Annotated in this window: 8 protein-coding genes; 4 read left to right on the top strand and 4 right to left on the bottom strand. The window is 72.4% G+C overall.

What is annotated here, in order from left to right; translation table 11 throughout:
* Positions 1 to 2 precede the first annotated feature (2 nt).
* The 3 genes from ASF39_RS05770 to ASF39_RS05760 are packed head-to-tail and all read left to right on the top strand — an operon-like array spanning position 3 to position 3,469.
* A complete protein-coding gene (locus ASF39_RS05770) occupies positions 3 to 1,826 on the top strand; it encodes an extracellular solute-binding protein (RefSeq protein WP_056281895.1) in 1,824 nt (607 codons plus the stop codon).
* 12 nt (positions 1,827 to 1,838) lie between these two features.
* The gene (locus ASF39_RS05765) at positions 1,839 to 2,945 is read left to right on the top strand and encodes a microcin C ABC transporter permease YejB (RefSeq protein WP_056281813.1); all 1,107 of its coding nucleotides are present in this window, start codon (positions 1,839 to 1,841) and stop codon (positions 2,943 to 2,945) included.
* An 11-nt stretch (positions 2,946 to 2,956) separates the two neighbouring features.
* Positions 2,957 to 3,469: an N-acetyltransferase gene (locus ASF39_RS05760; RefSeq protein WP_056281810.1), complete on the top strand. Its 513-nt coding sequence runs from the start codon at positions 2,957 to 2,959 to the stop codon at positions 3,467 to 3,469.
* A 70-nt stretch (positions 3,470 to 3,539) separates the two neighbouring features.
* On the opposite strand, the gene ASF39_RS05755 is transcribed toward ASF39_RS05760, so the two are convergent.
* The 4 genes from ASF39_RS05755 to ASF39_RS05740 form a co-directional block, all read right to left on the bottom strand.
* Positions 3,540 to 5,621, bottom strand: coding sequence for a hypothetical protein (locus ASF39_RS05755; protein WP_056281806.1), 2,082 nt, complete (start codon positions 5,619 to 5,621; stop codon positions 3,540 to 3,542).
* Positions 5,622 to 5,721: 100 nt separating this feature from the next.
* Entirely contained in the window at positions 5,722 to 8,547 is a 2,826-nt protein-coding gene (locus tag ASF39_RS05750; RefSeq protein WP_056281801.1) for a DUF4159 domain-containing protein, read from the bottom strand.
* Positions 8,548 to 8,551: 4 nt separating this feature from the next.
* Entirely contained in the window at positions 8,552 to 9,466 is a 915-nt protein-coding gene (locus ASF39_RS05745) for a DUF58 domain-containing protein (protein ID WP_055882280.1), read from the bottom strand.
* A gap of 9 nt (positions 9,467 to 9,475) precedes the next feature.
* Complete coding sequence (locus tag ASF39_RS05740; protein ID WP_055882283.1) at positions 9,476 to 10,480, bottom strand: MoxR family ATPase; 1,005 nt, start codon at positions 10,478 to 10,480, stop codon at positions 9,476 to 9,478.
* A gap of 186 nt (positions 10,481 to 10,666) precedes the next feature.
* On the opposite strand from ASF39_RS05740, the gene ASF39_RS05735 reads away from it, so the two are divergent.
* Entirely contained in the window at positions 10,667 to 11,821 is a 1,155-nt protein-coding gene (locus ASF39_RS05735) for a helix-turn-helix domain-containing protein (protein WP_056281798.1), read from the top strand.
* The last annotated feature ends 8 nt before the right edge of the window (positions 11,822 to 11,829 follow it).

The following is an 11,829-nucleotide window of genomic DNA, read 5'->3' as shown; positions in this document are numbered from 1 at the left end:
TGATGGCGGGGGCCGCGGCCTTCGCCCTGCCCGCCGCACCGGCGGCCGTCGCCGGCACGCGGACCGTCCACGGCCTCTCGAGCTTCGGCGACCTCAAGTACCCCGCCGATTTCCGCAACTTCGACTACGTCGATCCGGCCGCGCCCAGCGGCGGCCGTTTCTCGGCGCAGCTGACCTCGACCATCGGCAACCAATCCTCCGAGACCTTCAACACCCTCAACGTCTACGTCCTGCGCGGCGACGGCGCGCCGGGCATGAACCTGACCTTCGATTCCCTGATGGTGCGGGCGCTGGACGAGCCGGATTCCCTCTACGGCCTCCTCGCCCGCTCGGTGGAGGTCTCCGAGGACGGGCTCACCTACCGCTTCGTCCTGCGGCCGCAGGCCCGCTTCCACGACGGCCAGCGGCTGACGGCCACCGACGTCGCGGTCTCCCTGCGGCTGCTCAAGGAAAAGGGCCACCCCGAGATCTCGCAGGTGGTGCGCGACATGACGGAGGCGGTGGCCGAGGACGAGGGCACCCTCGTCGTACGCTTCGCTCCCGGCCGCAGCCGCGACCTGCCCCTGTTCGTGGCGACCCTGCCGGTGTTCTCGGCGGCCTATTACGAGGGCCGCGACTTCGAGGCCTCGTCCCTCGAACCGCCGCTGGGCTCGGGACCCTATCAGGTCGGGCGCCTGGAGCCGGGGCGCTTCATCGAACTGGAGCGGGTGCGCGACTACTGGGGCGCCGACCTGCCGGTGAACGTCGGCCGGCACAATTTCGATTCGATCCGCTACGAGTGCTTCCGCGACCGTCAGGTCGCGTTCGAGGCCTTCAAGGGCGGGGCCTTCAGCTACCGCGAGGAGTTCACCGCGAAGGTCTGGGCCACCGGCTACGACTTCCCCGCGGTCAAGGAGGGCCGCGTCCGTCGCGAGACCCTGCCGGACGCGACGCCCTCGGGCACGCAGGGCTGGTGGATCAACACCCGCCGCCCCGCCTTCAAGGACGCCCGGGTGCGCGAGGCGGTCGGCCTGTGCTTCGACTTCGCCTGGACCAACAAGACCCTGATGTACGACGCCTACAGGCGCACGGCCTCCTATTTCGAGAACTCGGACCTCAAGGCCACCGGCCTGCCCTCCCCCGAGGAACTGGCGCTCCTCGAACCCCTGCGCGCCAGCCTGCCCGCCGAGGTGTTCGGGCAGCCGTGGAGCCCGCCGGAGTCGGACGGCTCGGGCCAGGACCGGGCCCTGCTCGGCCGCGCCGCCGGGCTGCTGCGCGAAGCCGGTTGCGTGCGCACCGACGGCGTCATGGCCCTGCCGGGCGGCCAGCCCCTGGAGATCGAGTTCCTCGACCTCGACCCCAGCCTGACGCCGCACACCCAGCCCTTCGTCCGCAACCTCGGGCTGATCGGGATCAAGGGCCGCATCCGCCAGGTCGACGCCTCGCAGTACCAGGCCCGCCTCAAGGACTTCGACTTCGACATGACGGTCCGGCGGTTCTCCAACGGCATGACGCCGGGGCCGGAACTGCGCGAGGCCTACGGCTCGCGCGCCGCGGCCACCTCGGGATCGAACAACCTGGCCGGCATCGCCGACCCCGCTGTCGATACCCTCATCGCCGCCGTCACCGAGGCGACCTCCCGCCCCGCCCTCGTCACCGCCTGCCGGGCACTCGACCGCGTGCTGCGCGCGGGCCGGTACTGGGTGCCGATGTGGTACGGAGCGACCCACCGCATCGCGGTCTGGGACGTGTTCGGGCGCCCGGAGCGCACCCCCGCCTACGGCCTGGGCGTGCCCGCCACCTGGTGGTTCGATGCCGCCAGGGCCCGCCGCATCGGCCGGCTTTAAGGAAACCCGCGCGTGCTCGCCTACATCCTGCGCCGCATCGCCCTGATGGTGCCCACCATCTTCGGGATCATGCTGATCACCTTCGCGATCGTCCAGTTCGCCCCCGGCGGGCCGGTGGAGCGGGTGCTGGCCCAGCTCCAGGGCCAGAACGACGCCGGCCTGTCGCGGGTGACCGGCGGGGCCGGCGACCTCGGCGGCGCCGGTATGGCGGCGCGCACCGGTGGCGAGGCCAACTCCCGCTATCGCGGCGCCCAGGGGCTCGACCCGGCCTTCATCGCCAAGCTCGAAAAGCAGTTCGGCTTCGACAAGCCGGCGCCAGAGCGCTTCGCCAAGATGCTGTGGGACTACCTCCGGTTCGACTTCGGCAACAGCTACTTTCGCGACGTCTCGGTGCTGCAGCTGATCCGCGAGCGGTTGCCGGTCTCGATCTCGCTCGGCCTGTGGATGACGCTGATCTCCTACGCGATCTCGATTCCCCTGGGCATCCGCAAGGCGGTGCGGGAGGGCTCGCGCTTCGACCTGTGGACCTCGGGCGTCGTCATCGTCGGTTACGCGGTGCCGAGCTTCCTGTTCGGCATCCTGCTCATCATCCTTCTGGCCGGCGGCTCGTTCGTGCAGATCTTCCCGATCCGCGGGCTGACCAGCGAGGGCTTCGAGAGCCTGTCGCTGTGGGGCAAGGTCGTCGACTACGCCTGGCACATGACGCTGCCGCTCACCGCCCTGGTGCTCGGCGCATTCGCCACCTCGACGCTGCTCACCAAGAACTCGTTCCTCGACGAGATCCGCAAGCAATACGTGCTCACCGCCCGCATGAAGGGCCTCAGCGAGCGCCGCGTGCTCTACGGCCACGTCTTCCGCAACGCCATGCTGATCGTGGTGGCGGGGTTTCCCGGCGCCTTCATCTCGGCCTTCTTCACCGGCTCGCTCCTGATCGAGACGATCTTCAGCCTCGACGGGCTCGGCCTCCTGTCCTTCACCGCCATCGTCGGGCGCGACTACCCGATCGTGTTCGCGACGCTCTACATCTTCTCCCTGCTGGGACTGGCCGTGAACCTGCTCTCGGACCTGATCTACACCTGGATCGACCCGCGCATCGACTTCTCGAACCGCGCCACCTGAGCGAGGGGGCGATGACCACCCTCCCCCTACTGATCCGGCCGGAATCGGCGGAGGACGCGGCGGCCGTCGAACGGCTCCACGCCCGCGCCTTCGGTCCCGGCCGCTTCGCCCGCACGCCCTACCGCCTGCGCGAGGGCGTGCCTCCCCTGCCCACGTTGTCCTTCACGGCGCTGGTCGGCACCTTCCTCGTCGGATCGGTGCGGGTCGGTCCCATCCGCATCGGCACCGACGACGCGCTGATGCTCGGCCCCCTCACCGTCGACCCGAGTTTCGAGAACCGCGGCATCGGCTCGGCCCTGATGAACCGCAGCCTCGATGCGGCGAGGCAGGGCGGCCATCCCCTGATGCTCCTCGTGGGGGACGCGCCGTACTACGCCCGTTTCGGCTTCACGCGCGTGCCGCACGGGGCGCTGACGCTCCCTGGACCGGTCGACCCCGCGCGGGTGCTGTGGCGCGCCCTGCAGCCGGATGCCGACATCACGGCCCGAGGCGAAGTCGCCAGCGTCCGGTCGCGACCGGCCTAGAATGCAGGCGAGCGGAGCGCGGCCCTTTCCCTGAACGCCCGGAACGGCGTCGAGGGGCATCGGGCATCCGTCACGCCACCCGTCCGCGCCGCCCCTCCACTAGCCACATCGCCAGGATCGCCGCCGCCAGGGCGGCCAGAGCCCAGAGACCGAGCGCCAGGGGATAGACTTCGACGCCACGGATGTTGGCGCTGTCGCTCGGATGGAAGCCGATCCAGTCGGCCCCCGCCAGTCGGCCGCTGCGCACGCTCTGGAGCCGGGGCACGCTCACGCCGCCGTTCGCCTCGGCGAGGCGACGGATCGAACCGCCGGTGCCTTCGGCCAGCGGCCGCAGCCGGTCGGTGTCGCTGAAGACGTCGGCGAGTTCGCGCGGGTTGGGCGGCCCGACGCTGACGAAGGCGACGAGGGCACCCGAGCGCAGGGTGTGGAGCCCGAGTTCCGACGCCTCGAAGGTGGTGGAGAACAGGCCCGGCTTGGTTTCCTCCAGGGTGAGGCTGCGCTGCGCCCCGGTCGGCCCGGTGACGGTCACCGGCTCGGCGGTCTCGGCCATGGTCTGGCGCTCGACCCGGACCTCGCGGCCGCGCCCGGTGGTCTGGGCGCGCAGGGCCTCCTCCTCGAGGGCCGGCTCCTTCATCAGCCAGTGGCCGAGGCGGCGCAGCAGGTCGAGGTAGGGACCGCCTTCCTGGTAGCCGCGTGCCCACAGCCAGGCGTGGTCGGACAGCAGCAGCGCGACGCGGCCCTTGTCCTCGCGGGACAGGGCGAGCAGCGGCAGGGCGTTGGGGCCCTGCAGGATCGGCTGGACCCCGGGCTTCACCTGGGCCGAGACGATGCGCAGCCAGTCGCCCCAGGCCGGCGGCGAGGCCTCCGAACCCGGCAGCGCCCGGGTGACCGGGTGCCGGGTGCCGGTGCCGGTCAGCCCGGCCTTGTAGGGTTGCTCGACGACGCGACCGTTGGGTTCCCCCGGCAGGATCGCCGACAGCCGGGTGCGCGACAGGCTCCCCGTCGAGGCGAACTCCGGCCCCGCCGCCACGAGCAGCGCGCCGCCGTCGCGGACGTAGCGCACGATGTTGTCGAAATAGGCCGAGGGCAGCACGCTCTGGTTGGCGTAGCGGTCGAAGATGATGAGGTCGAAGTCCTTGATCTTCTGGACGAACAGCTCGCGGGTCGGGAAGGCGATCAGCGAGAGTTCCGAGATCGGGGTGCCGTCCTGCTTCTCGGGCGGGCGCAGGATCGTGAAGTGGACGAGATCGACGTTGGCGTCGGACTTCAGCAGGTTGCGCCAGGTCCGCTCGCCCTGGTGCGGCTCGCCGGAGACCAGCAGCACCCGCAGCTTCTCGCGGATGCCCTCGATGGGCAGGACGGCGCGGTTGTTGATGGTGGTGAGTTCGCCCGGCAGCGCCTCGACTTCGATCTCGACGACGTTGGGGCCGCCGTGCTCGATCCGCGTGGTGAGGGCGAAGGGCCGGCCGGTGGACACGCTGCGCCGGTCGATCTCCTCGCCGTCGCGGCGCACCGTCACCACGGCGTTGCCGGTGCCGCCGCGCTCCATCACCTCGGCGCGGATCGTCAGCTCGCGCCCGACGATGCCGAAGCGCGGCGCCTCGATCAGCCTGATCTGGCGGTCGCGCTCGTCGGCATGGCCGGTGACGAGGACGTGCAGCGGCGCCTTGATGCCCAGTGCCGCCGCCGAGGCGGGGATGTCGTGGACGACCCCGTCGGTGAGCATGACGACGCCGGCCAGGCGCTCGGGCGCGACGTCGGCCAGCACCTGCCCCAGGGCGGTGAAGAGCTTGGTGCCCTCGTCACCCTCGCCGTCGGGAACGTCGACGAAGCGCGGCTCGATGTTGGCGAGCGAGCCGAACCGGCGCTGCAGTTCGGCCCGCACGGTGTCGGTCATGCCCTTGCGGTCGCCCAGCGCCTGCGACCCCGACCGGTCGACGACCACGGCGACGATGTCCTTGACCGGCTCGCGGTCCTCGCGGACCAGCGACGGGTTGGCGATCGCCAGGAGGACCAGCCCGAGGGCGATCGCGCGCAGGATCGCGCTGCGGCCCCGCGCCACGATGGCGAGGATGCAGAACAGCGCGACCACCACGCCGAAGCCGGCCAGCACCGGCCATGGCAGGAGCGGGGTGAAACTGAGGCTCAGCATGGGCGGTGGCCTCGGTGTTCGACGATAGGACCAAAACACCCACCCGACCTTCCCCCCGATGCGGGGGGAAGGCTCAGGACGTCGAGCCTGTTCGACACCGTCACTGCCCCAGCCTTTCCAAAAGCGCCGGAACGTGGACCTGGTCGGCCTTGTAGTTGCCCGTCAGCGTGTAGATCACGAAGTTGATGCCGCCGCGGAAGGCCATCTCGCGCTGGCGCTGGTCGCCGCCGACGATGGGGTAGAGCGGCTCGCCGCGCTTGCCCACCGCCCAGGCGGCGGCGAGGTCGTTGCCGGTGATGATGATCGGCGACACGCCGTCGCCGGCCCTGGCCGGGCGCCGCTCGCTGCCCTCGCCGGCCGGCGGCAGGGTCTCGACCCAGGTCTGGCCGGTGCTGTAACGGCCGGGGAAGCTGTCGACGAGGTAGAACGCCTTGGTGAGGACGTGGTCGGCCGGCACCGGCTCGAGTTCCGGCACCTCGAGGGTGCTCAGCATCTTGCGCAGGTACAGCGCCTCGGCGGTGGCCGGTCCGCCCGGCCGCGCGGTGAGTGCGTCGCGGGTGTCGAACAGCACCGTGCCGCCGTTGCGCATGAAGGCGTCGATCCGCCGGATCGCGGCCTCGCCGGGCTGCGGCCGGTTCGGGACGATCGGCCAGTAGATGATCGGATAGAACGCGAGCTCGTCCCGGGACGGGTCGATCCCGATCGGTTCGCCGGGCTCCAAGGCGGTGCGGGCGGCGAGCATCTGGGTCAGACCCGAGAGGCCGGCCTTGCTCGCGGCATCGACCGCCTCGTCACCGGTCACCACGAAGGCGAGACGCGTCGCCAGCGCCGATTCGAAGCCGGCCGGGCGCCCGGCCGCGTCCGCCTGGGCATGACCGGGCGAGGGGATCGTCAGGATCGCCAGTCCCCCCGCGACGGCCAGCGCGGCCGCGGCGGCGCGGGCCGTGCGCCGGCCCGGCAGGCGGGCGGTAAAGCCCCCGAGCCAGAGCCCGGCCAGGGTGTCGAGGACGAGGAGCAGCAGCGCAAGGCTGAACAGCGGTGCGCGCAGGTCCCGGGTCTCGGCCCCGCCCAGCGCCTCGAACCGGGCGCCGGCGAGGCTCGCCACGTCCAAGGGCTTCAGCCGGTCGTCCGGCAGCAGTGCGTTCACGGCGATGCCGGCGTCGGCGGGGCCGTAGAAGCCGGCGGGATGCTCGTAGCTCGCCCGTTCCGACTGGTCGGCCGCCACCGCGGTGGCCCCGGCCGGCGGGCTGCCGAGCGCCCCGAAGCCGTCGAGGGCGAGGCGCGGCGCCAGGATCGCGGCGGCGGGCGCCTGCCCCTCGGCGGCCACCGGGGCCGATCCGGTTCCCGCCAAGCCGACGACCCGGCGCAGCATGTCGATGAAGAGGCCCGAGAGCGGCAGGTTGGACCAGGTGGTGTCGGCGGTGACGTGGAACAGCACCACGAGGCCCTGCCCTCGCTTCTCGGCGGTGACGATGGGCGTGCCGTCCTGGAGCGAGGCCCAGGTGCGGCCGGGCAGGTCGGCGTCCGGTTCGGCCAGGATCTGGCGGCGCACGCCGATATCGGCGGGCGGGGTGAGGCCGGCGAAGGGGCTTTCGGGAGCGAAGGCGGCCAGCGTCTTCGGGCTGTCCCAGGACAGGGTGCCCCCGAGCGTCCGGCCGCCGCGGCGCAGGCGTACCGGCACCAGGGTGTCGTTGCCGGAGGCGAGGCGCGGCCCGGCAAAGCGCAGGAGCAGGCCACCCGCCTCCACGAAGCTCGTCACCCGGGCGGAGGCCTGGGCATCGAGGGCGCCGACATCGGCCAGCACCAGCACCGAGACCTGCGCGTCGATCATCCGGGCGATGGAATCGGAGACCCCGGTGGCGCCGCGCGGCTCCTGCACGTCGGCGAAGGGCACGAGGGCGCGCGACAGGTAGTAGGTGGGGGCCAGCAGCGGCTGGGCCTGGTCGCTGGTGCCGCCGAAGACGAGCCCGACCCGGCGGCGCCGGCCGCGCTCATCCATCAGCCTGACGGCGGCGGCGGACCGTTCGCCGGCGATTTCGACGCGGGCGATGGCATTGCGCAGTTCCACCGGCATGTCGAACGCCACCTCGGTCTCGGTCGCACCCTGGGCGAAGGCGAAATCGTGCTCGGCCAGCGGCAGGCCCTTCTGGTCGAGGGCCCGCACCGCCCCGCCGTCGCGGCCATTGGCCGCCGCCCTGAGGACATGGGCGCTCAGCCGCCCGCCGGCCTCCGTGGTGGTGAGGGTGAGCGCCGGAGGCACCTCGGCGCGGCGGATGGTCAGGCTCGCTCCGGCCTTGGCGATCAGGTCGCCGAGACCGGCGGCGAAGCCGTCGCCGCCGACATCGGCGATTCCGTCGCTGATCCAGACGACGGCTGTGCCGGGCATCCGCTCGAGGAATGCCGCGATGGCCGGCAGATGGACCGGGCGGGCGGCCAGGTGCGGCCGGGGCGCGACCGCCCGCAGGCGGTCGAGGGCGGCGGCCGGCGTCCGGGTCTCGAGGGCGGTGGCGGGTTCGGCCATCGCCGCGACGCCCACCGGGCGGCCGTCGCGGGCGGCGGCCTCGATCTCGTCGGTGGCCGCCTGCAGGCGCTCGCGCCAGTCGTGGGCGGCGGTGGCGCCGTTGTCGATCATCACGAGGAGCGGCGTGCGCCCGGCCGCGGCGCCGATGCCGGCGGCGTTCCAGACGGGTCCGGACACGGCCAGGATCAGGCAGGCGGCGGCCAGGATGCGCAGGATCAGGAGCCAGGGCGGCGTGCGCGCCGGCGTCTCGCGGGCCGGCATCAGGTCGGCCATGATCCGCAGGGGCGGAAAGTCGATGCGCTGGGGCCGCGGCGGCGTCACCCGCAGCAGGAACCACAGGGCCGGCAGTGCGACGAGGGCGGCGAGCGCCAGGGGGGCGGCGAAGGTCAGCGGCAATCCCAGCATCGGTTCAGCCCGTCCCGCGGGAGGCGGCGACCAGCGTCAGGAGGCGGAGGGCGGCCTCGCTCGCCGGGCGGTCGGTCCGGTGGGTCGTCACCGTCCAGCCCTGGCTGCGGGCGATCTCGGCGAGGCCGGCCCGGTGCTCGGCGATGCGGGTGCGGTAGGCCTCACCCCAGGCGCCGGCATCGCCGATATGGGCGATCCGGTCGCTCTCCAGGTCGTGGAGGACGGCCTGGCCCGTGAAGGGAAAGCTCTCCTCCACCGGGTCCACCACCACCACGAGGTGGCCGCGGGTGCCCCCGCCCGCGATGTGATCGACCGCCGCCTTCACCTCGGGCAGGGGCGAGAGGAAGTCGCTGACCAGGATGACCTCGTCGAAGCGGCCGGGAACCGCCCGGGGCGGGCCGTCGCGGTCGAGCCCGGCGCGGTCCTCGACCAGGGCCTGCGCCATGGTCTCGACGACCTTTCGCGAGGCGGTGGCGCGGGTGAGGCCCAGCAGGCCGGTGCGCTCGCCGCCCTCCACCAGCACGTCGGCCAGGGCGAACCCGAGCACCAGGGCACGCTCGACCTTGGAGGCCTGCGCGAGCCTGGAGGCGAAGCCCATGGAGGCGGAACGGTCGATCCAGAACCAGATGTTGTGCACCGCCTCCCATTCGCGCTCGCGCACGTAGAGCCGGTCGTCGCGGGCCGAGCGGCGCCAGTCGATGCGCGCGGCGGCCTCGCCGGCGACGAAGGGCCGGAACTGCCAGAAGCTCTCGCCGGGTCCGGCCCGGCGCCGGCCGTGGAGGCCGTGGGCGAGGGTCGTCGAGACCCGGCGCGACTCCAGGATCAGGCGCGGCATCCGCTCGGCCAGCGACAGGGCGTGCTCGGTCTCGCGGCGGCCGGGGGCTCGCGCGCTCGCCGGAAGTACCTGGGTCGCGGCCACCGGCGCGGCCTAGATCTTGGCCGCGAGCTGGGCAATCAGCCCCGGGATGGTCTCGCCGTCCGCCCGCGCCCCGAAACTCAGCGCCATGCGGTGCTTGAGCACCGGCTCGGCCAGGGCCTTGACGTCGGCCAGCGAGGGCGCGACGCGGCCCTCGATGAGGGCGCGGGCGCGCACCGCCAGCGTCAGCGCCTGGCTGGCGCGGGGGCCGGGCCCCCACAGGAGCTTGCCCTTGAGCGACGGGTCGCCGCCCTCGGGCCGGGCCGAGCGCACGAGGTCGAGGATCGCGTCCACCACAGCGTCGCCCACCGGCAGGCGCCGCACCAGCCGCTGGGCCGTGAGCAGCGCCTCGGTCGACATCACCGCCTGCGGCGCGTGGTCGGCGATCCCGGTGGTCTCGATCAGGATGCGGCGCTCGGCGGCGCGGTCGGGATAGCCGACGTCGATCTCCAGCAGGAAGCGGTCGAGCTGCGCCTCGGGCAGCGGATAGGTGCCCTCCTGCTCGATCGGGTTCTGGGTGGCGAGCACGTGGAACGGGCGCGGCAGATCGTGGCGCTCGCCCGCCACCGACACGAAATTCTCCTGCATCGCCTGCAGCAGGGCCGATTGGGTGCGCGGGCTCGCCCGGTTGATCTCGTCGGCCATCAGGAGCTGGGTGAAGACCGGGCCCTTCACGAAGCGGAACGAGCGGTGCCGGTCGGCGTCCTCGTCCAGGATCTCGGTGCCGAGGATGTCCGACGGCATCAGGTCGGGGGTGAACTGGACGCGGCGCGCATCGAGGCCGAGCACGGTGCCCAGGGTCTCCACGAGCTTGGTCTTGGCGAGCCCTGGCAGGCCCACCAGCAGCCCGTGGCCGCCGGCGAGGATGGTGATGAGCGCCAGGTCGACCACCGTCTCCTGACCGAAGATGACCTTGTGGATCGCATCGCGGGCCGCGCTCACCGACCCGAGACAGGCCTCGGCCGTGGCGACGATGCCGTCATCGAGGGTCGTGGCCGGCGAAGCACCTTGGCTCATGCGTGGTCGTCCCGTGTCGCGCCGCGGCGCTCGAAGGGCGGGAGTGTGGCGCCGTTCGAGGCGTGATGGCAAGGTCGGCGCGACGCCGCAGGAGGGATGGAGGGGCGGCGCGCGCCGGGCCGTCGACCTCGGTACGCCGGTCGTCGGCGTCGTCGGCCGCTCCAGGGCCCGCCCTTGCGAAGACGGGTGCGCCTCGGCGCGACGCGGGGATCCCACCGGCGGATCGATTTGGCCAAAGGGCTGGCAGCGCTCGACACATCGACGGCCACGCTCCATGACCCACGCTCGGTCGAACGGTTCCGCCGGGCGCTCATCATGTCCACGACAACCCGGCATTCGATTCAGCTCGCGGACGGCGACGCCGGCTATCGGCAGGCCGCCTGGCGGGAGGTGATGAGCCCGTCGGGCGAGGTCCTGATGAGCCCGGAGGAAGCGGAGCGCTTCACGACGGAGGGCCGTTGGCGCCAGATCGGGCCGTTGCTGGTCGGACATGTCACCGCCGGCGATTTCCGTCTGGTCCGGACCAAGGCGGCGGCCGAGCGCATCGGCCTCGATCACGTCTTCATCAACGTCTTCCTGGCCGGCCGGGGCGAAGGCGTCTGCGGTCGGCGGCGCATGCGTTTCGAGCCCGGCGCGATGTCGATCACCAAGCTGTCGAGCCCGGCCGACTATCGGCTCGAAGGCATCACGCTCACGGCCCTCGTCGTGCCGCGCCGGCTTCTCGAGGCGGCCATGGGGCCGATCGGTCCCTTCGACGGGCGGGTATACCCGCCGAACTCGGTGGAGGCGCTGCTCGTGGGGGCGCACATCGAGGGGCTCCTCGCGATGCCCGATCCGCTGCCGCCCGCCAAGGTGTCCATCGCCAGTCGCAGCAGCCTCACGCTGCTCGCCGCCTGCCTGTCCAAGTCATCCCTGCAGAACATCGCGAACACGGCCGCGGCCGCGGACGACGAGGCCGAACTCGCCAAGGCCGTGCGGCGCTACATCAAGGAACGCCTCGCCGACCCGGACCTCGGGCCGGACCTGATCTGCCGGCAGTTCGCCTTGTCTCGCGCACGCCTCTACCGTCTCATGCGCGATGGCGGGAACATCGCGGCGACGATCCGGCGGCTGCGCCTGGCCCGCGCGCACGGAGAGATCACGGCGGGGCGACACGCGGACCTCACCTCGGCCGCGGTGGCCGCGCGGTTCGGTTTCCGGCAGGAGCGCAGTTTCCGGCGTGCCTTCGTGCAGGAATTTTCCGTCTCGCCGGCTGCGCTCCGCTCCCAGGCCCGCACCGGACTGCGCGTCCCGCTCCCCGAAGCGGGCCTGGTGATCGTGGGGTGGTTCAACGAACTCTGACGGCAGTC

Origin of the sequence: Methylobacterium sp. Leaf108 (assembly GCF_001423265.1) — a bacterium.
Classification (GTDB): domain Bacteria; phylum Pseudomonadota; class Alphaproteobacteria; order Rhizobiales; family Beijerinckiaceae; genus Methylobacterium.
The sequence above is the reverse complement of the archived record's forward strand: the minus strand, read 5'-3'. Positions and strand labels throughout refer to the sequence as shown.